This window comes from Mycoplasma sp. 1573, from assembly GCF_053851775.1.
Map to the genome: position 1 here is coordinate 1 of NZ_JBSQBG010000001.1, position 26,743 is coordinate 26,743.

At 30.8% G+C, this 26,743-nt stretch carries 22 protein-coding genes and 1 tRNA gene; 15 read left to right on the forward strand and 8 right to left on the reverse strand.

The features are described 5' to 3' along the window. Both ACWXVT_RS00005 and ACWXVT_RS00010 read right to left on the reverse strand, forming a co-directional pair. Positions 1 to 1,128 (reverse strand): P68 family surface lipoprotein (locus tag ACWXVT_RS00005; RefSeq protein ID WP_455967589.1); only part of this gene is annotated, 1,128 nt, incomplete at its 3' end. Between the two features lie 191 nt (positions 1,129 to 1,319). Then, positions 1,320 to 3,119, reverse strand: coding sequence for an MATE family efflux transporter (locus tag ACWXVT_RS00010; protein ID WP_455967590.1), 1,800 nt, complete (start codon positions 3,117 to 3,119; stop codon positions 1,320 to 1,322). A gap of 236 nt (positions 3,120 to 3,355) precedes the next feature. Here ACWXVT_RS00010 and metK point away from each other — a divergent pair, with 236 nt between their 5' ends. Further along, positions 3,356 to 4,483 (forward strand): methionine adenosyltransferase, encoded by a 1,128-nt coding sequence (gene metK, locus ACWXVT_RS00015; protein ID WP_438341604.1) that lies wholly within the window; start codon positions 3,356 to 3,358, stop codon positions 4,481 to 4,483. 60 nt (positions 4,484 to 4,543) lie between these two features. On the opposite strand, the gene recO is transcribed toward metK, so the two are convergent. The 3 genes from recO to ACWXVT_RS00030 form a co-directional block, all read right to left on the reverse strand. Further along, positions 4,544 to 5,203, reverse strand: a complete 660-nt coding sequence (gene recO / locus ACWXVT_RS00020; RefSeq protein WP_438341603.1) for a DNA repair protein RecO — start codon at positions 5,201 to 5,203, stop codon at positions 4,544 to 4,546. Positions 5,204 to 5,322: 119 nt separating this feature from the next. Continuing rightward, positions 5,323 to 6,930 (reverse strand): HinT-interacting membrane complex lipoprotein P60, encoded by a 1,608-nt coding sequence (locus ACWXVT_RS00025; RefSeq protein WP_438341602.1) that lies wholly within the window; start codon positions 6,928 to 6,930, stop codon positions 5,323 to 5,325. 2 nt (positions 6,931 to 6,932) lie between these two features. Then, the gene (locus ACWXVT_RS00030; protein WP_455967591.1) at positions 6,933 to 9,101 is read right to left on the reverse strand and encodes a HinT-interacting membrane complex protein P80; all 2,169 of its coding nucleotides are present in this window, start codon (positions 9,099 to 9,101) and stop codon (positions 6,933 to 6,935) included. Between the two features lie 153 nt (positions 9,102 to 9,254). Between ACWXVT_RS00030 and ACWXVT_RS00035 the strand changes: the two genes are divergently transcribed. Then, the gene (locus ACWXVT_RS00035; protein ID WP_455967592.1) at positions 9,255 to 10,061 is read left to right on the forward strand and encodes a LicD family protein; all 807 of its coding nucleotides are present in this window, start codon (positions 9,255 to 9,257) and stop codon (positions 10,059 to 10,061) included. Positions 10,062 to 10,142: 81 nt separating this feature from the next. Beyond that, a complete protein-coding gene (locus tag ACWXVT_RS00040; RefSeq protein WP_455967593.1) occupies positions 10,143 to 10,541 on the forward strand; it encodes an MscL family protein in 399 nt (132 codons plus the stop codon). 96 nt (positions 10,542 to 10,637) lie between these two features. Here the strand turns inward: ACWXVT_RS00040 and ACWXVT_RS00045 are convergent, their stop codons facing one another. Further along, the gene (locus ACWXVT_RS00045) at positions 10,638 to 11,606 is read right to left on the reverse strand and encodes a lactate/malate family dehydrogenase (protein ID WP_455967594.1); all 969 of its coding nucleotides are present in this window, start codon (positions 11,604 to 11,606) and stop codon (positions 10,638 to 10,640) included. Between the two features lie 96 nt (positions 11,607 to 11,702). After that, a complete protein-coding gene (locus ACWXVT_RS00050) occupies positions 11,703 to 12,923 on the reverse strand; it encodes an AEC family transporter (protein ID WP_438341597.1) in 1,221 nt (406 codons plus the stop codon). A gap of 265 nt (positions 12,924 to 13,188) precedes the next feature. Here ACWXVT_RS00050 and ACWXVT_RS00055 point away from each other — a divergent pair, with 265 nt between their 5' ends. The 8 genes from ACWXVT_RS00055 to ACWXVT_RS00090 all read left to right on the forward strand — a co-directional run bounded on the left by ACWXVT_RS00055 (position 13,189) and on the right by ACWXVT_RS00090 (position 19,911). Next, on the forward strand, positions 13,189 to 14,154 hold the full coding sequence (locus ACWXVT_RS00055; protein WP_455967595.1) for a YwaF family protein: 966 nt from the start codon (positions 13,189 to 13,191) through the stop codon (positions 14,152 to 14,154). Positions 14,155 to 14,278: 124 nt separating this feature from the next. Continuing rightward, positions 14,279 to 16,645 (forward strand): DNA polymerase III subunit gamma/tau, encoded by a 2,367-nt coding sequence (gene dnaX / locus ACWXVT_RS00060; protein ID WP_455967596.1) that lies wholly within the window; start codon positions 14,279 to 14,281, stop codon positions 16,643 to 16,645. A 9-nt stretch (positions 16,646 to 16,654) separates the two neighbouring features. Further along, positions 16,655 to 16,948 carry a YbaB/EbfC family nucleoid-associated protein gene (locus tag ACWXVT_RS00065; protein ID WP_455967597.1) on the forward strand — a complete coding sequence of 98 codons (294 nt, stop codon included), beginning with the start codon at positions 16,655 to 16,657 and terminating at the stop codon, positions 16,946 to 16,948. A 2-nt stretch (positions 16,949 to 16,950) separates the two neighbouring features. Then, entirely contained in the window at positions 16,951 to 17,532 is a 582-nt protein-coding gene (locus tag ACWXVT_RS00070) for a toprim domain-containing protein (RefSeq protein WP_455967598.1), read from the forward strand. 10 nt (positions 17,533 to 17,542) lie between these two features. Beyond that, positions 17,543 to 18,199 carry a dTMP kinase gene (gene tmk / locus ACWXVT_RS00075; protein ID WP_438341592.1) on the forward strand — a complete coding sequence of 219 codons (657 nt, stop codon included), beginning with the start codon at positions 17,543 to 17,545 and terminating at the stop codon, positions 18,197 to 18,199. Continuing rightward, positions 18,199 to 19,092: a hypothetical protein gene (locus tag ACWXVT_RS00080; RefSeq protein WP_455967599.1), complete on the forward strand. Its 894-nt coding sequence runs from the start codon at positions 18,199 to 18,201 to the stop codon at positions 19,090 to 19,092. The genes tmk and ACWXVT_RS00080 overlap by 1 nt, the downstream gene beginning before the upstream one ends. Continuing rightward, a complete protein-coding gene (gene rsmI / locus ACWXVT_RS00085) occupies positions 19,082 to 19,795 on the forward strand; it encodes a 16S rRNA (cytidine(1402)-2'-O)-methyltransferase (RefSeq protein WP_438341590.1) in 714 nt (237 codons plus the stop codon). The genes ACWXVT_RS00080 and rsmI overlap by 11 nt, the downstream gene beginning before the upstream one ends. 40 nt (positions 19,796 to 19,835) lie before the next feature. Further along, positions 19,836 to 19,911 (forward strand) — tRNA-His (locus ACWXVT_RS00090). A gap of 205 nt (positions 19,912 to 20,116) precedes the next feature. Here the strand turns inward: ACWXVT_RS00090 and ACWXVT_RS00095 are convergent. Continuing rightward, complete coding sequence (locus tag ACWXVT_RS00095) at positions 20,117 to 20,671, reverse strand: thymidine kinase (RefSeq protein WP_438341589.1); 555 nt, start codon at positions 20,669 to 20,671, stop codon at positions 20,117 to 20,119. A 190-nt stretch (positions 20,672 to 20,861) separates the two neighbouring features. Between ACWXVT_RS00095 and ACWXVT_RS00100 the strand changes: the two genes are divergently transcribed. The 4 genes from ACWXVT_RS00100 to ACWXVT_RS00115 all read left to right on the forward strand — a co-directional run bounded on the left by ACWXVT_RS00100 (position 20,862) and on the right by ACWXVT_RS00115 (position 26,536). Beyond that, positions 20,862 to 23,690 carry an OppA family ABC transporter substrate-binding lipoprotein gene (locus ACWXVT_RS00100; protein WP_455967600.1) on the forward strand — a complete coding sequence of 943 codons (2,829 nt, stop codon included), beginning with the start codon at positions 20,862 to 20,864 and terminating at the stop codon, positions 23,688 to 23,690. A gap of 130 nt (positions 23,691 to 23,820) precedes the next feature. Beyond that, the gene (locus tag ACWXVT_RS00105; RefSeq protein ID WP_455967601.1) at positions 23,821 to 24,645 is read left to right on the forward strand and encodes an ABC transporter permease subunit; all 825 of its coding nucleotides are present in this window, start codon (positions 23,821 to 23,823) and stop codon (positions 24,643 to 24,645) included. A gap of 1 nt (position 24,646) precedes the next feature. After that, positions 24,647 to 25,723 (forward strand): hypothetical protein, encoded by a 1,077-nt coding sequence (locus ACWXVT_RS00110; RefSeq protein ID WP_438341586.1) that lies wholly within the window; start codon positions 24,647 to 24,649, stop codon positions 25,721 to 25,723. Between the two features lie 9 nt (positions 25,724 to 25,732). Continuing rightward, positions 25,733 to 26,536 carry an alpha/beta fold hydrolase gene (locus ACWXVT_RS00115; RefSeq protein ID WP_455967602.1) on the forward strand — a complete coding sequence of 268 codons (804 nt, stop codon included), beginning with the start codon at positions 25,733 to 25,735 and terminating at the stop codon, positions 26,534 to 26,536. The last annotated feature ends 207 nt before the right edge of the window (positions 26,537 to 26,743 follow it).

A 26,743-nucleotide genomic window follows, 5' to 3' on the forward strand; every position in this document is an offset into this window, starting at 1 on the left:
TTCTCCACCAATTCATAAACCTTTATATTGGAAAGCATCTTTCATTAAATCATATGCAGCTTTTAAACGTTTACCTTGTGGAGTGTTTTGATCCAGAAGATTCTTATAGTTGAATCCTCCATCTCTTACTTGTGAAGCATCTTTGTTGATTAATGAATCTTCATTTTGTCCTGCTAGTGATGCTGCAATTGTATAAACAGCATTAGGGTATGAGTCCATTCCCAAAACATAGTTTTTATTATTTGGGAAAACCCTTTTAGCGAAAGCAGTGAATTTTAATAAGTCTTCGTAATCTGTGAAGATATTATCATTCATTGTGTAATTTGCTAATGCTGCTTGTAATGAAGATTTTTGTGAATCATTGTATTTTCCACTATTTCAAGCTGCTTTTACTGCTAGTTTATCAGATTTTTCATCATCTGAAAGACCTTCTCAGTATGTTTTCAATTCATTTACAACTTTTGAGTTTTGAGTATCGATTTTTGCTCCGGCAGCAACTAATTCTGAAATTAGCATACCTGTTACTGGTTTGTTGATTGATAGCATTTCACCAGATTTTGAAGCAGGAATTGTAAGGATACTATTGTTTTTATTTCCTGCTATTAATTTATTTACTTCCAAGAAAGAACTTGAGTATAAATTGTTGATTTCTGTTTTAAGAGAATCGAAATTTAACCCCATTTGGTATTGTTGCAATACTGAAGCAACAGTAGGGTATTGAATAATCAAGTTGTAGAAGTCATTTTTAGCTTTTACTTTTAGTTTGCTAATGTATGAACTATCTGAATATCCTGAAGGTGCAATAACAATTACAACTGGTAAAATATTTTTATCTTTGTAATCTTCTTTCAATACTGCTTTTTTCACCTTACTGTTGTTTTCAATTTCTAATTCAGAAAAGTGTGATTTATTGTAAAAATCTACAAGCGCTTGTAAAGCAAGTCCTTGGTAGTTAGTTGCAGATCAAGGCGAGTAAATTCTTAGCAATCCATCATTATCTTGTTCAAATGAAGCAGGACCCCTTTCGTCTTTTGTTGTATTATTACTACAAGAAACTAATCCTGCTACCCCTGCTATTGGAACTGCAATAGCAGCTAAAGCTGTTAAAAATTTAGCTTTTTTTGTCATTTTCTTTCTCCTAAATTGTTCTTTATAAGAAAAAACAAGAAAACATATCAAGCGGGTACTTAAACCCGCACTTTTCTCAGTTTTCTTGTTACTTCATTTTGTGTTTTCATACTTAATCTTTTACACTCTAATTATATAAAAAAAAGCATAGTTGTCAAAAGTTTTACCTTCAATTGACAATATGCTTCTTACTATTTATATTGGTGTGTTTTTTCGTATTCAATGGCACGATTGAAAAAGGCATTTTCAATCTTCAAACTTCAAGTTTGTTTTTGTTTATCAATGTGTGGTAAACGTTTATATAGTCAGTGCACTGAAAAGATGGTAATGATAATACCAACAACCAGGGCGTTAACAACAAAACCAACACTAACCATGTATGAACAAGTTTCTTTGCTGTGTCCTGAATTGTATAAACCGAAACCTATTCCAACAAAAGTACCCATAACAAATCAGAAAGTGATAAATGATTCTAAAGCAACAACTAAAATCGCCATTTTAATGTTATTAGTTGCTCTAAATAACAATATTCCCCCAACCGCGAATGAGTAGAAAACCATTCTTACCATGTTTATTCTTAAGAATGTTGAAACTTCTTCCAGGCGTTCATTTGGTACATTTAAAATTTTGATGAAATATGGTGCTAAGATTGCCACTATTGAATAAACAAAAACGGCATAAATGACTGCAATCATTAGAGCATATCAGTACGTTTGTCTTACTCTTTGCACATTGCGTTTTGTGTAGTTGTAACTTAATAATGAACTAGATCCATCTGCTATTCCAAATAGAGCTAGGAAAAATAGTGTAATTGAAGGGGATGCCTTGGCTCAGTTATAAACGTTGACAAATCCATCACTATATGGTAAGTAATTGAATAGTAAAGTGATCATTAAGTTGGTAACTGCTACTCCAAAAGTACGTACAAAAGCACTTAATCCCAATAAAGATATTGGTGCTATCAAACGGTAACGAAATCTAAATTTAAATAAGTGTTTTAGATCAATTCAAGTGTCATTTTTCTTGTCACTAACAATGACATAAGCAAAGTAGGCTAGCACATTAACAATTCAACCTACGATTGTTGCTGCTGCTCCACCCAAAATTCCTCACTTTAGAACAATAATAAAAATTGCATCAAAAATTAATCCTACAATGTTGGCAATGATAGCTCATATCATTACATAAGAGTTTTTACCTTCTGCCCGAATTAAGTAAGAAAGTAATAAGTAAAATCCTTGCAATAAAGTTCCAGCGGCATAAACATAAATGTATTGTTGTGCTCATTTAACTGCTATTTTGTGACCGGCATCAAAATATTGACTTAATATAGCACCGGCATTAGGATTCGACAATTTTTCATTTAGTTCACTAAACTTAGTTACATCAAGGTGAGTGTGGCTTGCTACTTTATCTACAAGTCCTGCTCAAATGGCAATGAAAACAACTAACATTGCAAAAATAGCTAATCCTGAAGTTGTTCAAAAAGCAGTTGCTCATAAGTCTTTAGCAGTCATTTTAACACCTTTTGAGATGCATTTTGTGTAATAAACACTAGTTCCCATAGGTACTAAAATAACAACCGCGTTGCAGAAAACGACGAAGAAAATAGTTGCGTTAACACTCAAAGAAGCAATAACATCACTAGTTAAGTTACTAATATTTGCTCCACTTATTTGTTTATATGTGTTGAAAATGGTATTAAATTGCTCTCTTGTGACATGATTGGCTGCAAAAGAAGGATCTAAATAATTGTAAATTAGACCCGAAGTATTGGCAATATCGCCATCTAGCATCGCTAATGTTTTTGGCACAAAATTTAAAATAAAAACTTGATTAAAAAATGAATATAAACCCATCATCAACATGGTCAAAAGACCTGGTATTGCTACCATTCATATTGCTTTTTTAATAGGAGTCTTTTCAAAAAGCTCAACAGCTCTTTCTTGGCCTTGTTGCGAGTTATTTTTTCGCTTGTTTCAATGTTTCATAATCAAAAATTGTATTCCTATTTTTCAAATGTTGACATGAATTTTTACAGATTTTTTTGTTGCTTTGTTATAATGTTTAGCGTTACATAAGGAGTACGGAGCGTAGCTGCTATGAAGTCACCAACCTGCTAATAAGTAAGGTGGTAAGCGAGGGGTTAATAACCTAACATGTTGCTTTATTTCATATAAGATAATTAGAATCCTCCTACTCCTTTCATTTGAAAGGGGTTTTATTTATGAAAAAGTATTTTACTTCAGAAAGTGTTGGAGCAGGACATCCAGACAAAATTTGCGACCAAATTTCTGATGCTGTGTTAGACGCAATTTTAGCAAAAGATAAAAACGCAAGAGTTGCATGTGAAACATTTGCGACAAATCGTTTAATTGTTATTGGTGGAGAAATCACTACAACTGCCTATGTGGACTTGGTTTCTATTGCTTGAAAAGTAGTAAAAAAATTAGGATACAAAGAAAATGACTTTACTATTATTAGTGCTATCAATTCACAAAGTCCAGATATTGCAATGGGAGTCGACAGAAAAGATAGTGAATTAATTGGAGCAGGAGATCAAGGAATTATCTTTGGGTATGCTTGCAATGAAACTAAGGACTTTATGCCATTAAGCATTACTTTAGCACATGAGTTAGTCAAAAAAGCTGAAGAACTAAGACTCAAAAAGCAGCTACCACATGCTAAAAGTGATATGAAAAGTCAAGTTACAGTTGTTTATGAAGATAACAAAATTAAAATTGACAAAATTCTTATGTCAATTCAGCACTTGGAAAGCACAGACTTAAATCGTTTTAAACAAACTATTAAAACAAAAGTAGTTGATCCTGTTGTAAAAAAATATAATTTAAATTCCGATTTTGAATTTCTATTCAATCCAACAGGACGTTTTGTTGTTGGAGGACCAATCGGTGACACAGGTTTAACCGGAAGAAAAATTATTGTTGATACATATGGTGGGCATGCACACCATGGTGGTGGGGCATTCAGTGGTAAAGACTACACAAAAATCGATCGTTCAGCTGCTTACATGGCGCGTTATGTAGCAAAAAACATTGTTGCCGCTGGCTTAGCAAGCGAATTTGAAGTACAACTTTCATTTGCTATCGGTTTACCCTATCCACAGTCAATTTTTGTTAACTCATTTGGAACATCAAAATTAAGCGATCAAGAGTTTATAGATATAATTAATGCCAATTTTGACTTATCAACAAACGGAATTTTTAAAACCTTGGATTTAAAAAATGTTAAGTATCAGCCAACTGCAACATTTGGTCATTTTGGGCGTGACGACATTGAATTCAATTGAGAAAAATTGGATAAAGTAGATACCTTAAAACAATACTTAAAATAAAAACAAAAAATCACTCCTACAACTTTATGGGAGTGATTTTAATTTCCTTAAGTTTTGTTACTAAAGGAAAGTATTTTCCTTAATATAAATTCATAAATCTTCAATTATTTTCAAAACTGCATAACGGTTGGCATTATCAATATAGTTTTCAATATTACCAGTGGTTAAATACACAGTTTGTAAATAGTCAGGATGTTTAGAGTTTTTTGCATGTCGATTACACAAGAAACCACCTTCATGGGGTATGAAATCAACAATGTTGTTTTTCGTTTTGCATATCACACAACCATCAGTTTTGACTTTTAAACCAGTACAAGTTAAAAAATCGAAAATCAAAATCAGTAAGTAAAGATTATCATCGCCTTTACCGAATTTATTGACTAAAAAGAAAAAATCACTAACAAATTCATAAGGATTTGAGTCAATGTTTTGTGCCATTAATAATAATTTATTGGTTACATTAATGTTGGTATTAATGTCAAATTGGGCAATCAAATCAGCACGTTTGAGTTTACTCATTTTACCTTCAAGACGGGCTTGAAAAATTTCACATTCGACAACATTTAAAAGCTGTAATCTTGACCTGTTTTTAGATTGTATTTTTCTTGTTCCTTTAGCCAAAAATGTAATTGGTTTATTCATTGTCAAGATTGTAACAATTTCATCATATTCATCATAGTCAATTTTGTTGATAACTATTCCCTGGTGTATTGTTTCCATATCAAGATTATAACATTTAGCCTAAACATTACATAGTCGATGTTATACTGCCAAAAATGAAAGATTCGAGTAAAAGAAAGCAAAATAAAAGCCAGAAATTGTACTTCTGGCTATAAAAATTAAATAAGATTTTCGCTTTTTAGGTAGTCAATGATTTTTGTGTCGGTTTTACTTTTATCAATAGAAATTCCTAAATCTGAAAGATATTTAGTTGCAGTTTTATAAATGTCTTCATCTAAGAAAAGAATATTGTAAGCAATTTGTTTTTGTTTTGTTTCATCTTTTCAAGGAGTAACATCTAAACTTCATTTATAAACAACCTTGTTATCAACAATTGAAGAAGTTAAAACTGGTACTAATTTAATTAAATATTTAGCCTCAATTGTTTTTGAAGTAGGATTGTAGAAATTGATTGCTGTTGGTAAAGCGTTTTGGTTAAATTCTTTTGATTGGGTTTGTGAATCTTTTGTTAATTCAGTATCAAAATCGTATGTTAAACGAGTTTTTAAAGCAGGTATTGACACACTGATGTTTAGTTTGTAAACATTATCGCTTCTTTTTTCAACTGAAGCAACCTTAAATGTTACTGTGTAGTCTTTTGAATCATAGCTAAATGTCTTAGATCAGTCTACTGAATTTGAATTTGTATAACCTTCAGCTTCAATATCGGTTGGGTTAACGCTAGCTGTTGTGTTAGCAGTAGATCTAATTTTGAAAACAGGAGTGTTTTTTACTGCTTTTAATAAAATGTTACTGAATAAAAAGTCATCTTGGGAATAAACTACATTGCTTGTTGGGTTAACAAAACCACTGATTACTTGATCTTTTTTTAGTTCTCATAGTGAGAAGTTCAAGTCTCCGGAAGCTGTTGAAGAATATTTTGAAACACCTTTGTAACCTAATAACTGACTAAAATCGATGTTATCGTTTGAACCGACCAGAAGTGGATTGTTAGCGGCTGTTTTTAAAGTTAAATCATTTGGATTTGCTAAAGCATTAAAACTTGCCAAATCATTTACGTAAGCATTATTACGATATAAACTTAAATCACTGTTACGGCTATATTCTCAAGTTTCAATTAATTTGTTTTCTACTAAATATTTCATTAAGTATAAATTTTTAGCACTTTGATCGTAACCATTAAACGAATTTTTTTCATCAGTTGTCATTTTGCTTGTGTCAGTTAATGACAATACTTTGTCTTTAGAATTAGCAACGCTTAGTGATAACAAAGTATCATTTTTTATTAAATAGTTGTAGGCTACCATTTTTTGCAAAATGTTTAGTTTAATGTTGTCATCTAATTTGTCTGAATTATCATAAATAAATTTCATTTCAGCATCAGTTGGTACTTGTCAACCTTGTGGATTAAAAGAAGAAGTGTCAACTGATTTTTTGTTAAATTCTTGTACTAAATTCACGAAAAACATTGGGTTAGACTCAATTTGTTTGAATGCATAAATGTCAAAAAGGGTTTTGTAGTCTTTATAAAAACTTGAGCTAGTGTCCTCTAAGCCTTTTGAAACATCTGAACCATATAAAACTTGTAATTGTGTACTAGCTAAAGTTGTTAAAACTTTATTCTTTGTTGCTGTTGATGTTAGAATTGTGCCAGCACTTGGATCTGAAGTTTCAGTATTTTTACATGCAACTAAAGGAGCAGAAACTAACGATGTTGTGGCTAAAAGTGCCGCTGAACTAAATAATATTTTTTTTGTTTTAGTCATAACTAGTTTCCTCCTTGTAGATTTTTTTGAATAACAGAGAAAATAAATTGGTTATATTCTTTGTCTGTGTGGTCTTTAACTACTCACTTGTTATTTACTTTTTCATAATCAGCATTTAAGTTTTTAGTAATTAAATTATTTACATACTCTTTAATTTCACTGTTTTTGGCCACTAACAGCGAAATTAGACTTGCATATTGTTGTGAAGTAACATATTGTTTTGCTTTGGCAATAGTATCGTCATCAAAGTTTGCTTTTTCGCTACTTGTTTGTTTTTCATATTGTTGAGTTTTTAAATAAGTTACAAAATCAGGATTTGCAAGCATATTCAAGACTTCGTAGTTTTCATTAAATAATGAATTAAAAATGTTAGTCATGTTAAACAATGGTTTTAAGGCATTGTTGTCGTTTTTATTTGCACTTCTTTGTAAATCAGAAAGAATCAAAGCCAAAGCATTGCTTTTATCAGTTACTGTTTTGGTGTTTATAAATACTAAACCGCTTGAAGTAAAGAAAGCGAATTTATTTTCATCAATTTGGTAAACTGATGACACTTGATTTAGTTCATTTACTTGCAATGCTTGTTTAATAATTTCATCAATTAAACTTTCGTAATTCGAAAGTGAATCTAAATAATCACCAATGCGTTTGTTGTATTCTGCAGCTTTTTGCGCATTTTCGTTGCTTCATTCCATTGCATCTGCATTTAAAATAGTTTGTAATTCTTGTGAGTTAGCAAATAGTTTTTCAACAATTAATTTTTTGAAATTAGTAAAGAAATTATCTAGTTTGTGGGGAGTAAAAATGGCATTATTTTGAACTATTGATGTGTATGGTACATAGAATTCAGCTTTTTCTTTCGAATAAATTTCATTTAGTGATCTAAATCCTTGTGAACCATATGTTGAAGCATTGTTTTGTCCCAGATTTTCTAATAAGGTAGTGTCATTTTTAGCTTGCAATGCTTCTTCATCAGTCAAATTTTGACCACTAGCAATGTTTGTAATTCCTGCAAAAGAGTCTAAACGATTGATTGCTAAATCAATTACATTTTTGTCACTATTTGCATAACTGCCGAATGAAAGTAGTTTTTTCAAATCGTTTTTTGCAAAAGTGAATAATTGATCTGATGATTTTTGGTTTTGGGTAATGTTTAAATTAAATTGTGAATAAATTACTGGTTTTGTTTTTAGTCAATCTTCAATGTATTTAGTTGCGTTACGAGAGCTTGCAACAAATGATTTGGTTACAAAAATGTATGCTTTTGCTTTAGTTTCATCTAAAACATTTAGATTATTTGTAGGTAAGACTGTATTAACATAATCACCACTTAACGCGAAGTAGTCTTTTAAGTCGATTATTTCACCTTTTTTGGCTAAAGTAACAGTTTGCTCTTTATTTGCAGCTTCATCTCAGTAATGATAAATTACATCAGCATTAGCTTTAACACCATTTTTAATTTCGTCAATTGTAAAGTCAGTATTAATTTCAGTTGAAAATCTTCTTAAAGCATCAGTTTTTATTTCTTTTGAAACTAAATAATCAACAGCTTCTTGCTCTGTTTCGCTTTTTCCATAATTTTCTTTTGCTAATTCTTCTTTAAATTTGGATTCTCATTTTCCATAACCAAATTGTTTTTGGAAACGTTCTTTTAATGTTTCAATTTCTTTTTGCTTAGCTTCACGAATTGTTTTTAGCGATTTTAATGAAAGGCTTTTCTTTTCACTTAAAGTTTTGTCAGCATTATAAATTGCATTGTATTTGGCACTTGCTTCGTATTCTTGTTGATATAAATATTTATAAATTTGAGCGCTTGTAGCATTAAAGATTGTGCTATTTTCACTAGCACTTTCATTAATAGCTTTTAAGTCTTTGTATTTTAGTTCAACTGTTTTATCACTATTTGGGACTTTAACAGTGTAAACCACATCATCATCGTTGTAGTTTGTTTTTTCTTTTTTGTATTTTGCGCCTGCCACTGACAATGGAATAGCAAATCCAGCTACTAAAACTCCAACGATTGCTAAACCCAATACAACTTTAGGTCATTTCTTTTTAACAACCATTTCGTCATTGTGGTTTGCTTCTTGAAGTTTTTCTTTTTTGCGTTGTTCTGCTTTGGTGGTGTTGAAACGAGCAATTTTTTTAGCTCAACTATTGTTTTTTGCCATTTATACTCCTTTTAGGTTTTTTATATTTTAAATATAAAATCATTAAGAATTATACCAACAAATGCAATTTGCAATGGTATTTTGACAAAAAGGCAAAAATTACCGTGGCAAAAGACAAGTTGAAAATTTAATGAATAGTATAATTATGAGAATATGTATAACAAATTAGAATTATTGAAATATTTTATTGAGTTGTGTCAAAAATACAATCTTTGATACAGTTTGGATGGTTTAAGTTTGGTTTCAGCAACAACCAATAAAGACCTAACTACATCACTAGATTTTTTTGAAATAATGATGAAACAAGATTCATATGACAAATTAAAAATGATTGCTCCTGACAATGTTTTGGATAATACAAATTATTCTGAGTATTATGATTTTCAAAACAAATTTGTTGTTTCAAAAGAAAGTCTTTACAAAACCAATTTCTTCATAAAAATTAACATTATTGTACCTACAACAGTCAAAAAGGCAAAGAAATTTCTATCTTTTTACAACTTGCTAAGAAAAAGTTATCAAAAACACGCAAATTTTCAGGATGTCGCCATAGCAAGCATTTGAATCAAAAAGTGACTGCTTTTTGGAGCGTACAAAGATAAAATGTTAAACCCATTAACATACTGAATGTTTGGTAAAAAAATCACATATCGTGAAGCAATAAATAAACTTTCAGAAAGTAAATATGATGGTTTTTTAGTTATTGACGATTTCAAAACAAGATACAAACGAACTTGAATTACTAACCTTACAAACAAACTAATTTCAGTTCATTGAAATGGTTTGGATGCTAACGTTCTTTCAGAATACAAAGAATATCTTGAAAACCGTTACGGAAAGAATCTAAAAAGACTGCCAAGAAAACCACAACCATATGGATATAAAAACATTTTTGACTTATACAAGATTAAAAATACTGAAACGAATACTAATCTAAAAAGCGAGGAAAGTGCTGAATAATAAAGCATTTTTCGCTTTTTTGTTACTTTTAACAAACAAAAAGTTGTAGCATTTTCCGAAAAATAAGCTACAATTGTATTTATGTTTAAAAAATCATATAACGACGCTAAAAAAGTTGTTCTAAAAGGTAACATGTTCATGTTGGCTATTGGAATGGTACTTGGTACAGTATTTGGTGCTGTAGTAACATCTCTAGCTACAGATATTATCATGGGAGCAATTAACTACAGTGTACTATCTAAACTTCCAAAAGATATGTCATTAGAAAACCTATATGGAATGAACATCCAAAAATTCATTGGTGCTTTAATTGCATTTATCGTTGTAACATTCATTATATTCTTTGCTCTTCTATTAGTATTTTTAATTAAAAACTGAAGAGACTCTAAGAAGCCTGCTCCAACACCAGTTGCACCTGTTCCTACAACAGAAGAACTAATTTTAGCTGAACTTAAAAAAATGAACGCAAACAAAAAATAAAATATAGGAGAAATTAGAAACCCTGGCTTTTGAAAGCTGGGGTTTTTAGTTATAAAAGACAAAAAAAACCAACCCGAAGGTTGGCTTTGAAAAATATTATTGGAATGATTTTTTGATTCCGATTAAGTTCATAACATCTTCATGTACTTTAGCAATAGCTGAAGTTGATTTTTCAAATGCTGCTCATTCATCATTTGTCATGTTTGGTTTTGTAGGTAAGTATTCGTATCCATTTTCTCCTACGATAACTGGAATTGATGAATAAATTCCGGTATTTTTGTAGTTTTCTGGAAGTTTAACCCCTACGGTCATAACTTGACGTTTGTTGTTGATAATAGCATCTGTAATTTCATAAATTGATGTTCCAATTCCGAATTGTGTGTTTCCTTTACGTGCATAAATGTAAAGTCCTTCTGCTACTGTGTCTTTTAGAATTTGTTCTTTGTCAGCTTCTGTGAATTTTCCAGCTTTAATTAAATCTTCAATTTTTGCTTCTCCAACTTTTAACATTGATCACGGAGCCATTAATGAAGCACCGTGTTCTGCTAGAGTAACAGCTTGAACTGAATCTGCTGAAACTGATAGACGTTGAGCAATGAATTTTCTAAATCTTGCTGAGTCTAGAAGTGTTCCTGTTGAAATAACTTTATTGTATGGTAGTTCTGATGCATAGTGAATTGCTGCTGCCATAACATCACAAGGGTTAGCAGCGATAATAACTGTACCTTGGAATCCTGCTTTTTTAAGATCATCTCCAAATGATTTCATTAATTTAGCATTGTCTGCTGCTAGCTGTAGACGGTCTGCTAATTTTTTCATTGGGATTGATGCTGTAATAACCACAACATCTGCATCTTTTGCGTCTTCTAAAAGAGTTCCTCTTCTAAAAGTCGAGTTATTTCTTGGCATTAAAGCCACTTGATCTTCGAAGTCACGTGCATGTGCTACACACACTTCTTCATTTAAGTCTGCAAACACATAGTTTGCTTGTAATCCACGACTTACAGCGATGTTAACGAATGTGAATCCTACGTTTCCCATTCCTACTACAATAATTTTTTTCATTTTTATCCTTAAAAATATTAAAGTTTAGTTTTTGAAAGAAAAGAGCCAACCATTAACAATATTAATGATTTAGCCCTTAGTTTGTCATATATATTTCTATGCTGTTGCTGTGGCTGCTACTTTCGCAACTGGAGCTACTGCTTTTGTTGCGACGCTTGCAATAATTACTCACACAGGCATTGCAATTAAACATAATAATGTAGATAATGCTGAAACTTCAGCAGTTAATGCTACTTCTGGGTGTTTTGCAGAAACAGCAAAGATAATACATACGGCAGCTGGTGGAGTTGCACCAAATAGAACTAACAAGGTTCCTGTACTTGGAGATAACACTCCTGCATGTACCAATGGAAGAGCGATTACTAACATAATTAGTGGCATTAAAACTAATTTTAGCGCTGTTGCTACTCAAACTGATGGGTTTTTAGCTGCTGCCTTCAAGTTTGATGTAGCAAGTGTTCCACCAATAACTAGTCATGCTAATGGTGAAATAATAGATGTACCTGCATCTAGAATTTTTCCAAATACTGGTAGATTAGTTTTGAATCCATGTCAGAATTGCATTCCACCTTCAGAAACTTGAGTATATGGTTTACCATCAACAATTTTGTATGTGTGTGGAAGTGCAAATTGTAAAGCTCACATGAATAGTGAGAAGTATAGACAGCACATCATTGGGCTGAATACTGCTTTTAGAATTGGTTTAATGTTTTTTGCTGAGACTTTTTGTCCTGAATATTGAATCAATACGTATGAGAATGCTCCAATCATGTATGGAATACATCATACTTGAGCTAGTGCTAATGCACTTTCGTCAAAGATTGATCCTTTCATTGCTATAACCATAGGGTAAGCAAAGAATTGTAGTGAACCATATGAAATCATCATCATAATGGTTAACAATTTAGCTTCAATAGAAGCAATAGCTGCTTCTCTTTCGTTTTCACTAGCTTCTAGTGAACCATTTTGTTTTTCATATAAAACTAATGCTTTACGTTTTACTAAACCTGGAACCATTCTTGGTCCAAATTTAACAACTAATTTTGAAATAATTGCAGCAAGAATGTAGAATGCTGCACTTATTCCGATCATTGTACCTATTTCTTTACCCAACTTAGCAGAAGCTGGTTGCATAAATGCTATGATGCAAAGAAAAGGTAGAGCTCATTGAAGGGTGAATTTAGAAATCTTTTGATTTACTTCTTTAGTAAATAAACCCATCTTTGTAACTATAAAACCTATAGCAACGAAGGTACATGTAGCAAGAACTCCTCCCCACATACCTTGTTGACTTATAACATTTACAAAGTCTTTCATTTTTTTCCTTGATTTTTTGACACTCAAATGTGTCTTATAAAATATTTGATTTTTATTCGGCTTATGCCTCACTCATAATTATACAATAAGACACATATTTAAAAACTTTAAGCAACTCACTCAAATAAACAAAGAAATAATTTTTTAACCATGAATAGTGCTTTTACCAAGCATTTTTTTGCTTTTTTAGATACAAAAAATAAGACAAAAAACTTGTTTTTATTGTGTTTTGTAAACAATTATTTACTTTATAATTTTACTCAAGATGACCAGAACTAGCCTTGCATCTCTAGATCTTCCGACTCTAAAAGTCTTTGAAAAAGGATTTTTTCATTGAGCCGGCGGACACTGAAATTTTGAGCAATCCAAGCCACTTTATTATTCACTAGTTGCGTTAGTTGCACTAACGTGCATTTTGTTGTGATTGTTTCGTTCGCTGATTAGACAACGTTACGAAAAAAGAGCACAAATTCTTGGTTTAAAAAAGACAAGCTTTTGAACTTTGTTTGGAACTATATCTTTGATTTGTTTTTTTGGTAGACTATTGATTTTATTTACCAATGGGTTTCCTAATTATTGAGAAATAATACCTTTACACTATTGTCGTTTGTTTATATTTTTAGTAATTCTGTCAATTATCTTCAATCGCTTTGATTATTCAAAATATTATTGCATTTTTGCTTACATTGGAGCTTTAATAGCATTTAGTCTAACTGATTTGGCAAATAACGAATTTTGGCAAAGAGCAAATCACGGAATACCAATCCATTGAGGATTAGACTCATTTGCCTTTTGAGATTTCTTTTTTGCACATGCTTTTTTGTTAATTATGTCGACATTAATAACAATTTTAGGTAAGCAAAAAGTCACCAAGACAGTGATAAAAGACTCACTTATTACCATGATTTTGATTGCCATATTAGTTTTTAGTTTAAATTATTTGACTACAAAAATAACTGCCGATGTCCGTTGACATGCTAATTGGTTTTATATGGGAATTGATCAAGCTAATAGCCAAAAAGACAGTTTGGGTATACTTACTCGCTGGCCGTACCATTTATTTTTATACATTGGAATTTTTATTATTTTCTATTTCATCGGACTTGGTATTTGTTTTCTAGGTTCAAAAATCGGTTTATATAGAAATGAAGAAAACAAAATCAGATTTTTTGTGCAAAAATCACAAGTTTATGCAGATTTTAAACAATCGAAATGAATTGTTAGACATTAAAGCGCAAGCGGCGCTTTTTTGTTTAAAAATCAATCTCTTAAAACTTTAAATTTATAGCAATTTAGTCTATGATAAAATAAAATAAATTAAATTAGTATTATTTAATTTCATTCAAAGGAGTCTTATGGCTGATAATGGTTATATTGCTTTATATCGTCAATACCGTCCTCACACATTTGACGAAGTAAAAGGGCAAGATCATATTGTTAACACACTTAAAAATGTGATAAAAACACACAAAATTTCTCATGCTTATTTATTTTGTGGACCACGTGGTACTGGTAAAACATCAGTTGCCAAAATTTTTGCTTCAATTTTAAATTGCCAACATGCTGACAAAAGTGAAAACTCACCTTGTCAGGAGTGTTTAGTAAACATCGATCGTAATCTTGATATTTTAGAAATCGATGCTGCTTCAAATACTGGAGTTGATGACATCAGAACGTTAAAAGAAAATATTGATAACCTTCCATCTTCATCACCTTACAAAATCTACATTATCGATGAAGTTCACATGCTTTCAAAAAATGCTTGAAATGCGTTACTGAAAACCATTGAAGAACCACCTAAACATGTAATTTTCATTTTAGCAACAACTGATCCACAAAAAATTCCGGTTACTGTTTTAAGTCGGGTACAAAGATTTAATTTCAAGAGAATTGATAATGAAGTTATCTTCCAACAATTGGTAAACGTTTATAAACATGAAAATATTGGTTTTGAAGATAAGGCTTTGAAATTGATTGCTACCTTAGCAAATGGAGCAATGCGTGATGCCTTGAGTATGGCGGATCAAGTGTCAATATTTGCTGGTGAAAATGAAGTAAAAGTTGAAGATGTTGAAAAAATGTTTGGTTTGACATCAACACAAAATATCATCAACCTAATTAATCTCATTGCTGCTAAAAACATTAATGAAGTTTTAGAACTTGTCACCAGTTACATTGAAAATGGAGCCGACATTGAAAGAATGCTTTTAGCAATGGTGGAGGCGGTTAAAGATTTTGTTGTTTGAAATAAAACTAACAAAGCTAAATTTTTAAAATCTCTTTCAGTCGAACAAATTCAGCAATTGAAACTAAACATTGCAAGTGCTTATGTGATTTTGAACCAACTAGTGGACGCACTAAAAGACATTAAATATAGCGACACAGTACAACAAACTTTCGAATTGGCACTATTAAAAATTTGTACTAGTGATTTTGCAAGCCCTTCTGGTGAAAATATTGAAAGTCCAGAAGTACTAATGGAACAAAAAATCGCTAATTTACAAAATAGCTTCTTGGAAAAAGAAAAAAATATTGTCGATGAACAATATAGTAATTTAGAAAGAAAAACAATTGATTCAATTGTTGATGAAGCTCAAATAAAACCACAAACTAATAGTGTTGTTGAAGATTATTTTGAACAAAATGAAAGTCAGAGACAAGAAAAACAAACAATTCAAATTGACAATGTTTTCATTAATCCATCTATTGACAAATTCAATCTTAAAGAAAGTTATGAACAAGAGTTAAAAGAACAAAATAACGACTTTTTCGACTTTAAAAATGAAGAAACACTAGACAATGAAGATTTGTTGCAAGAAATTGAGACTGATGAACAAACTGCTATCACAACAACACACGTCCCTGAACCGATTGTCAGCCAAGCAACACTAAATCCAGTACAAAAATTGACAGAGTCACTAAATGAGTTGAGTGATTTAGATGGCGGTGAGTATAGTCAACAACATGCTAAAAAACATGAGAAAAATTATGACCGTCTAAACCAAATGCTAAGTTATGATGATATCTCAAACGATAGTTTTTATCCTCGTTCAAACGCAAGTGTTGAAGACGTTTTGCAAAAAACACAAGAATTTGCAGTTGAACAAAATCAAGTCACTGCTGAGTACAGTGTGATTGAAGAAGATATTCTAACAAATAATAAAACTGAAGAAAATTATGCAATCACCACAAAAGATATTTTTGGTTTAGATGATGTGATTGAAAACCAAAGCACTGACTTAACAATGGATGAGTTAATCAATTTAATGATGTTGTCAGCAATGTATAAAAGTAAAACTAATAATCCGCGGGCAACTAAAACTATTTATGATTCAAAAATAGCACAAGCTAAAGACTTAAACAAATATGATGAATTTACTCCATTTATCAACATTTTGGAAAATTTCAAAATTGTTATCAGTACCGATCAATTCATTATTTTCCAAAGTAATTATCAAAGTGTGGTTGATAAATTTAATCAACTAAAAAAACAAGATGATTATTGAAGATTTGTACAAAGTGTCTTTGGCAAAAGTTTACACCTTTTTGCTGCTACAGGACAACAGCTGGAAAGAGCAAAGAATTTTTACAAATCTAATTTTGAATTAATAAGATCAAGACAAGTTCGTCCTTTGCCACCGTTACCAACACTAAAAAAAGATGATAGTTATGAAAAACTACAAGACATTTTTGGTGATGCCTTAAAAACAGATTGAAGTTAGGAGATAAATATGAATATTAATGAAATGTTAAAACAAGCTAAAAAATTACAAGCTGAAATGGAATTAAAAGAAAAAGAAATCGCTAAAAAAGATTTTGTTGTTGAAAAACAAGGAATCAAACTAGTAATGAAAGGTTCAAGAACCATTACCTCTTTAAAATTAAATGAATTACTAGTTGACCCAGAAGATACAGAAACACTAGAAGATTTAATCATTATTACTATTAATGAAGCACTTGAAAAAATCGAAAATGAATATGAAGAATTAAGTAAACAAGTTCCAACAACAGGACTACCATTCTAATAATGAATAATGAGCAACTAGAATTGCTAAAACTAGCAATTAAAAAAACCTTTGGATTGTCACAGGGAATGGCAGAAAAAGTTGTTTTCAAAATTCTAAAAGCTAGCAGCAAGGAAATTGATAGTCTTTTAGAAGTAATAAAAAACACAAAAAGCACTATCATTGAGTGCAAATTGTGTCATAATTTTGGCAAAAATGAGATTTGTGAAATTTGTGAAGAACGCAAAAACTCCAAAAAAGTTGTTTTTGTAGAAAAAGCTCAGGACATTAAATCTTTCGAACAACTTGGCACTTACAAAGGAAAATACTTTGTTTTAAGTGATTTACTAAGCACTAAAAAACAAAATTTTGACCAAAAACTTATTGAAGAAATTTTGCAGTATTGCACTGGTATACAAGAAGTTATTTTAGCCTTGCCAACTAATCTAAACGGTCAAATAACCATGCAAAGACTAAAAACTATCTTGGGTGCTAATAATATTGAAGTTTTTCAATTAAGTACTGGAATTCCTTTTGGGGCAACCATTGACATTGTTGATCCGATCACCTTAAAACAATCATTAGAGTACAAAGTAAAGATGTAAGGAAGTCATTATGAATAAAAGAGCAAAATTTATCACATTTGAGGGTATGGATGGAGGTGGAAAAACTACTGCTTTAAAGCATGTCAAAGAGTACTTAAAAGCAAAACATCCAAACATTGAAGTAATTTACACAAGAGAACCAGGAAGCAGCAATTCTCGTGAAGCTGAACTAATTCGTCAAATGATTCTCGATAACAAAAATAATTTTAGTCCTGCTGTGGACGCTCTTCTATTCGTTACAAGTCGACGTCTAAATTTAGAAAAATGCATTTGACCTGCGCTACAAGAAAATAAAGTTGTAATTAGTGATCGCTACCTTCACTCATCTCTAATTTATCAAGGAGTGTTGGGTAATTTAGGTATTGATGATGTACGTCAATTAAACAAAATTGCTTTATCGCTAGGTAGCAATAAGCAAGTCATGCCAGATTTAGTGATTTATTTCGACCTAAAACCAGAACAATCACTAGCAAGAATTACTAATAATCGTCAGAATTTAGATCGCTTAGAAGATCATGAATTAGACTATTACCAAAAACTTTACGATGGATACCATAAACTTATCAGTCAGGAACCAGACAAATTCAAGATTGTTGATGCTTCTTTGCCAATCGAAGAAGTTTTAAAAACAGTAACTGAAATTTTAGAAAATCACTTGGTTAAATAATGGCAAGTGGCGAAAATATTTTTCAACTGATTGATAATGCAACGCACTACAATAAAAAAATTCAAACAATTTTATTTTCAACAAATCAAAAAGTCGACTTATCACCTTATGTCCTTTACTTTATAAATCATATTCAGGATATTAAATTTGATTCAATATCGCAAATGCAAAGTCATTTGAATTTTTCGATTTTAGAAAGCGATAAAGCTCTTACCAAAGAAGCAGTCAGTGAAGCTATTTATAAAACTACTCAATCAATGAATAGTTTAGAAAGCAAAATCATTCTTATTAAAAATATTGAAAATGGTAATGCTAGTTCGCTGAACTTACTTTTAAAATTCTTGGAAAACCTAGAGCCAAACGTTTTTGTAATAATGACTACTAATAACAAAAACAAGGTTTTGAAAACAATTTTTTCACGCTCGGTTGTAGTAGATATTAATTCAAAAAATGAAACAAACATTTTGAATAATACTTTGTTTGAAAATTCAAAATTTAAATATTTTTTTGCTTTCCTAACCGATAGCGCTCAATTTATTGAGTCTTTTTATACTCAAGAGATTGAAGATAGTCTAGAACTGTCATTGCAAGCATGTAACGAACAAAACTATTCACAACTAATCAATCTTTTGGTGCAAAACTTGACAAAAGAAAACAGTTGGATATTGTTACAATTTTTACACACTTACTATTCAGAAGTTTTATTACAACAAAATAATTTTTATCGTGAAGTTTTATTGATAAATCGTGAAGTTTTATCAAGCAATCTAGATATAAAACAGGCTATTGAAGTGACTAAAAAATATAAATTGCTATTGTCAAAAAACAACGTAAATTTCAATGCCCAAAAAGCACAATTTATACTTGAAATGAGTGATTTGTATGGAAAATAAACTATATATAGTAGGGACTCCAATTGGTAATCTAGAAGATATTAGTTATCGGGCAGTAAGAATCTTAAAAGAAGTAGATTTAATATTGTGCGAAGACACTCGAACATCGAAACCGCTACTGAAACATTATGAAATTTATACACCTACTTCAGCTTATCATAATTTCAATGAAAAAACTTTTGCACCAAAAGTTTTGCAAATGATCCAAGACAACAAATCTGTTGCTTTGATTAGTGATGCTGGAATGCCGGCTGTCAGCGATCCAGGATTCGAAATAGTTCGCTTATGCAAACAAAATGACGTAGATGTAGAAGTAATTGGAGGACCTACTGCTTTAATTCATGCTTTCATAAAAGCTAATTTCAGCTCGACATTCAGTTTTATTGGTTTTTTAAAAGATAAAAGCCAACAAAGAATAAATTATTTCAAAACATTGACTCCTAATACCTACATATCATATGTATCACCACATAAGCTAATAGCTACACTGAATGATTTTGATGTTGTTTTTGGAAACAATATTGAGCTATATTTAATAAAAGAAATGACTAAGAAATTCGAAGCTAGTTATCAAGGGAGTCCTAAACAAGTTTTAGAACAGCTTCAAGATAATACAAAAGGAGAATTCGTTTTAGTCTTTAATATCCCTGAAGTTAAAAAAGAAAAAGTCAATAAATACGCCCATTTAAAAAATGTGAGTTAATTTGCTTACGTTGTGCTATAATTTTATAGCTTAATAAATGGCGAAAGTGGCGAAGTGGCTAACGCACTGGGTTGTGGCTCCAGCATTCGCGGGTTCGATCCCCGTCTTTCGCCCCATTTTTTTTATACCTTTTTTCAAAATATTTCTTAATAAAGAACATTAAACTATTTATGACAGAGTAATATCAACTCTGTCTCTTTTTTATTAAAAATGTCATTTTCAAAGCAAGCAAATCGGTAAAAACTTATTTTTTAATTTTTAAGCAAATAAAAACACCCCACAAGGAGTGAATTACAAACAACAACTCATTTTTTTCTTTTACTATTTTTTTAGAATGTGACAATTACGACAACGTGCTTCGTATGAAGACTCATCATCAATTAGAATAGTTTTTTTGCTATTTACTGTCCGATAAGAACAAGAAGCACGATTTTTACATACAACACAAACGGCATATAATTTTGTAACTTTTTCAGCAATCGCCATTATCATCGCCATATTTTTAAAAGGTTTGCGACGATAATCTTGGTCTAAACCACTAACAATCACCAAGTATCCTTTGTTTGCTAAATCGTCAACAATTTCAACAATTTCATCACCAAAGAATTGCGCTTCATCAATAATAATGGCATTTGTATCTTCTTCTATTAATTGATAAATATCCTTTATATCTTGTAGTGAATGTGTCTCGTGTTTTATACCAGATCTTGAAACAATGTTATCCTTTCCAAATCTTGTATCAATTGCTGGCTTAATTATTGTCATCTTATAACCGGCATATTCCAACGTTCTTACTCTTTTTAATAATTCTTCACTTTTACCACTAAACATTGGTCCAGTAATAACTTGAATAATACCTTGATCAAAATATTGCATACAACTCCTCCCAACTAATATGCTTCTATTTTAACCCTTTTATTTTTTTGTTTTAACAATTACTAAATTTCCAAAAATATTGCATTTTTGCTAAAAAAGTGGACTATTTTGTTAAATTTTTAATTTTTTGTGTAATATTCTAGGATAAAAAATAATTTTTAAGCAATTTTTATAAAGAAAAGGACAAAAAATGAAAAAATCTTTTAAATCAAAATTTAAAGCCAAGCGTTACTTTTTAGCGCTAGGAGTTATGGCTTTGCCCATTTCATCAGTTGCTTTTATTGCTGCTTCTTGTGATGACAAGCAACAAGAAGTTTCAAAAGAAGTTGTTTTTAATTTAAAAGACAACCTTAGACAAGGTGCATACTTTTTAGACTATAGTGCAAAATTAAGCATCAACTATCAAGATAATCCAGTTTTAGAAACAGCTGTTTCAGGACAATTATTTAGAAATATTACTATTTCTTCACCAGAATATGATACAACAACTAAAGCACTTAAAAAATCAGGACAAGTTGCCTACAAATTTGAATTGGCAAAATCAATTACTATTACTTTAGAAGATGGTAGTCAAAAAGTTTATGACAAAGACGACTATGAACTATCAACATCAGACACCAACCCATATGAATATCAAAAATCTTCGGATTCACGTTCAATCAACTCAGAACAATTTATACAAGACATGCGTGCCGCAAACAAAATTTCTATTCAAGTTCGTGACGATGTTTATTGAACAGATGCTGATGGCAACAAAACACAATATAAAGTGGTAGCAGAAGACTTCTGATACTCATACTTACGTTCATACTTCCAAGGACGTTTCCAACGTCAAGAAGCTGGATATAATGGAACTCCAGATCAAGCTAAAGCAGTTGATAAAAATATTCAATCTGTTACAGGAGTTAGCCCAATTGAACGTTTCGGAAAACAACTATTCACTCACAATCAACTAATGGAAATAAATGGAATTAGTAGCGAAAAATTTAGAGCATACGACAAAACGACATATGCTCCAGTGAATGCTGTTAAAGACAATAGTTTAGTTCTAGAAATAGACGAAGATTTCAAACAACAAAAAGATATTTTTAATTACTGAAACTTAATGTTTATTAACTCAAACATTTTTGCAGCTGCCCCAAGTCAATACATTAAGGAATTGGCTCAAAAACCAGAGTACAACACTATGTCTACAGTAACAATGGAAAATCCGAAAACTAAAGAAAAATATGATGTTACAGTTAAAACATATGGTTACGACATTGTACATGCATCAGGTATTTATTTCTATGGTGTAAAAGATTGAGAAAATAACCTTTATGCTGGTGCATACATTCCATCAAAAGATTCAACAACTTCAAAATTCATTCTAAAACAAAATCCAAATTACTGAGACCAAGACTGAGCTAAGAGCAAAAATTCAGTAAAACAAATAGTTTTCAATTCTTTAAGTACAGACAACTCAAGAAATTACAGTAACTTTAAAAATGGTCAAAATGCGTTTATGACGTATGATGTTCAAGACCAAAGTACTAAAGACGCATTGAATAAAAACTCTTCAAACTACTCAGTTGTGCCTTTCAAACATTTCCTAAAGACTAAAACTACAATCAAGAGCGTGTTTAACTTTACTCCTGCTCCAAGAGTCGCATATGACGATGATACAAAAGTTGCAGAGGTAAACTATGAAAGTATTGCATTTAACAACAATTATGCAAAACTTGTTTATGGTGCTTCTATTGATGAAATTCAAAAAGGATATGTTGGTACAGACTTAAATCACGTGACTCGTTCAATTACTAAAGGTGCTCTAAGCCCATTATCAGCAAGTTTTAAAACAATGATTAACAAAGCAATCAACTGACAACAAATTGTTTCAAAACTTAACCCTGATGCAAATGTGGATCTATGATTAAATGGTGCAGCGCCTGATGCCAAAATTGGTGGAACAGACCAAGAGACATCGCAATACAAAACACCTCGTGATGCGAAAGATATCATCAATGATTTAATCGCTATTGATGCACAAGGAAATAAATTAACATTAACAGCTAACAACGCATACAAAAATGACACAAAATCAATATATTTTGACTCAATTAAACCAGCAATGAAAAAATTACTAGATGATTTCTACAAAGAAAATTCATTGTCAAGCGACCAAAAAATTACTTGATACATCTACAACAGCTCAGTTGTTAACACAGCGGAAGAAAAAGCATACAATGACATGATTCAAGTAATTAAAGACTTAGACAGTCGTTTAGATCCAGTTTTCAAGAAATTAAACACTAACGAAGATATTGTGAAAATTTTTGGAGCTGACAATGGTACAGGAGCTAACACTATTTCACAACATTTAGTTCTTAACTATGAAGATGACTCTCAAGCTTCATACCTAGATAAAATTACTCACGCAATTGGACAAAGTATGTTCCCATTATTCCAATTATTTGCTGATGCTGATAAAGGAAACAAATCACCACTTGCTCAAAACTTCCCAGAACTAACCAATTTCGCTAAATTTATGAAGAAACAATTCGACAACGGAAACTTCAAAATGAACGAAATTTACAAACCGAATGCTGCAGATAAAAATCTAGAAGCGCAATTTAAACCTCTAACTTGAAATGATCTAGACAAAATGAACTCATATGAAGAAAGAAACTTATATTTAAGGGGAATTTGAATAGATGATCTAAAAGCATATTCATATAGAGGACTAGGTGGGCCTGCATATAAATATGATGCTTCGAAAGGAATTTTCTCAATCGACAATATTACTGAGGCTGCTAAACTTGCTCGTGATTATTTAAAAACTGTAACTAACGAACAAGTTGTGCAACTACTGAGAGAACTAAATACCTGAAGAGGGGTAGAAATTAACTTAGAAAAATGAATTCCAAGTTTAAATAACTTAGATTACAGATATAGTCAAAAATACTTATCTGCTCCAATCGCATTTAATGATATAGATTATGTACAAGATATGAAAATCAATACTACAAAGGAAAAATAGACAACATTATTTTTGAAATTTTGTCACTAAAATAGCCTTAAGTTTAATCATTCTATTTCTTATTAACATCATCATCTATACCCTAACTACTGCTTTTCACCCGGTACCTTTAGACATTGAAAAAATGTCAATGGCGCCGGATCAAACAGGGTATGAAAGACTGTTAGAAATCTATCAACTGGATAAACCTTTGGCACAAAAAGTCTTCCAATATATTGGAAGGCTCTTTACTTTTAATTTTCTTAATTTTCAGGTTCTAGATCAATCAATTGGTGTCTTAAACCAAGAAAATTTGAAACTAAGTAACTACTGAATCACACAAAATCGTTACAGCTACACAATTGGTTTAATAAGTTTATTAATAAGCCTAATAATTGGTTATTGCCTAGGTTTGCTTGCAGCATACAAAAGAAACAAAGCTACTGACTATTTAATAAATTTTGGAGTTATCATTTTCATTTCGATTTCTTTATTGATATTAATTCCAATCATCAATTTATTGTTTTCAGAGACATCAATGATTATTGATTTTGACGTACACAAGTTTTCAACCTATTTGTTGCCAATACTCAGTCTTAGTCTTATTTCGATGTCTTCAATTGTGCAAGTGACAAGAAGTGAAACAATTAAAGTTCTTAATTCAAGTTACTATTTACATGCCACAACATTAGGAATGAATGGTTGACAAAAATACTGAAAAGTTGTAATTAAAAACTCAATTAGTCCAGTATTGACACTGATTCCTTTTGAAATATTGTCACTTTTCATTGCAAGTATCTTTTTAGAAAGTTATTATGCTGTGCCAGGAACTTGAAAATATTTATATTCAGTTATCGCCACCTATCACAATGAAGCACTTTGCTATTTAGTTGCCTTTTTATCAGTTACGTATTTAAGCTCACTATTAATCACAGAAACTATCAAATTATCAATTAACCCATTTGCAAAGGATTAGAATGGAAAAATCACTTTTTCGCTTTGCATCGCAACGCAAGCACAATCTCGATATTGTTGGTAAGAAGCAAAGTTACTTTAAAAGATTTTTTAGCAATAAAATAGCAGTCTTTTTATTGATAATTTGACTTTTGATGATATTTATTAGTTTCATAAATATCTTTTTAAACTCTTCTCCATATGAAGAATTTGCTAATTTGAACTTAGATAAAAACATAACAGCACATATCACCGTGTCAAAAGATAATCCTTTACTTTACACAATTGAAAAAAGAGAATCTGACAATATTTATCAAACTATTTACTCAATAGTAAGTAAAGAAGATAATCACATTTATCATACCTTTATAACTAACAATTTGCAAAGGGAGTATTTAGTTTTTAATTTAGATCAATTCTTTAGTTCTCAAGCTAAACATGACTACCGTTATGCATTACTAGGGACTGATAGAAATGGTTATGACGTTTTAGTTCATAGTTTAAAATTGTTTTTCTATTCTTTTGGTTGTGCGATGTTGTGTTTTGTTGTAGAAATGTTTTTTGGTTTTAGCTGTGGAATATTTTTAGCAAGAAAACAGAGTCAATTAAGATCATTTATCAAAAAATCACTTGGTTCAATTGTTGCTATTCCTGACATTATGTATATTTTGATTTCGCTTGTAATATGAAATTCAATTACTGGAGTAATTGTAGCAATCATTGTAACTGGATCGGTAAGACTAACTTACTGAGCTGCTTCTTATGCTGAAGAAGAATGAAATAAAGAATATGTAAAAGCTTTGATAGCAATGAATGCATCGGTTTTAAGAATTGTTTATGTTCACATTTTGTGAGCGATTTTTGGAAGAATACTCATTTTATTTGCAAGAAGATTGGGATATATTATTTTCCTGTTAGCAACAATAAGTTTTCTAGGTTTTACAATCAATTGAAATATTGCTTCACTATTCAAAGAAAATTGAACTGATCGCGCTAAGAATATGTGGCAAATTGTCTTTCCAACTTTATATTTATTTATTTTCTTGATAACAAATCAACTTTTAGCCATTCAAATAGCAAGAGTAGTTGATAACAATTAAGGAGTAAAAATGATTAAAACTTTTAAATGAAATGATTTAGAACTTGAATATTTGCACATTGATAACAAGAAGGATAAAAACTTAATTTTTGTTCATGGTTTTGGTTCGGAATTTGCTTTCTTTGAACCTTTGTTTAATTCATTTGCAAATGAGTACAACATTTGAGGCTTAAACATGCCAGCAAGTGGTAAAAGTCAATACAAACCGGAAGTCATGAAGTTTCTAACTTTTTGTGATATTTTTGATGCTTGAATTAAAGAAATTAATGTTGACAATCTTTATCTATTCGGACACTCAATGGGTGGAGGAATTTCAATGTCAGCTGTGTTGAAAAACAGTAAAAAAATCAAAAAGATTGCTCTTGTGGGGCCAATGTCACGTTCTGGATTAACAAGAGTAAAAGAATTTGACGAATGCTTCTTTCCATTGAATACTGAAGAATGAAAGAAACTAGTTAACCTTTGCTATTATGATCCTTCAAAATTGCTAAATGATGAAAACAAATTAAAACAAATGGATAAATATTTTGCAACTCACCAGGAAGAATTAAGAAACATCTATGCCCTTGGTAGAATCTTGCCAAGTTTAGAAAATATGGATAGAATTGACGAAGGAATTAAAAACACAAAAATGCCAGTAGGTCTTTTCATTGGTGCTTATGATGGAATAATTGATTTTGCTAATATTGCAAATTATTACCACAGTGTTAACAAAGATGTTCAAGTTTTCGAATTTCAAAAAGCAGGACATTCAATATGATTGGAAGACTTTGACAATTTTATTGATACTCTCAAAGATTTCTACGCAAATTAATTAACAAAGGCAAAAAAACATAATGCTTAAAAGCTTATTTGAACAGTACTTATTATTTACAACACGGCGCAATGCTGTGTTTTTTTGTACAAATTGAGTCTATTTTATTTTTTAAGTTTTTTCAAAAAAGTAACGTAAATTAATCTCCAAGTTATTTTTTAGTATATTTAGTAGTGTTTCAAGACAAAAAAAAAAAAAATCGAGCAG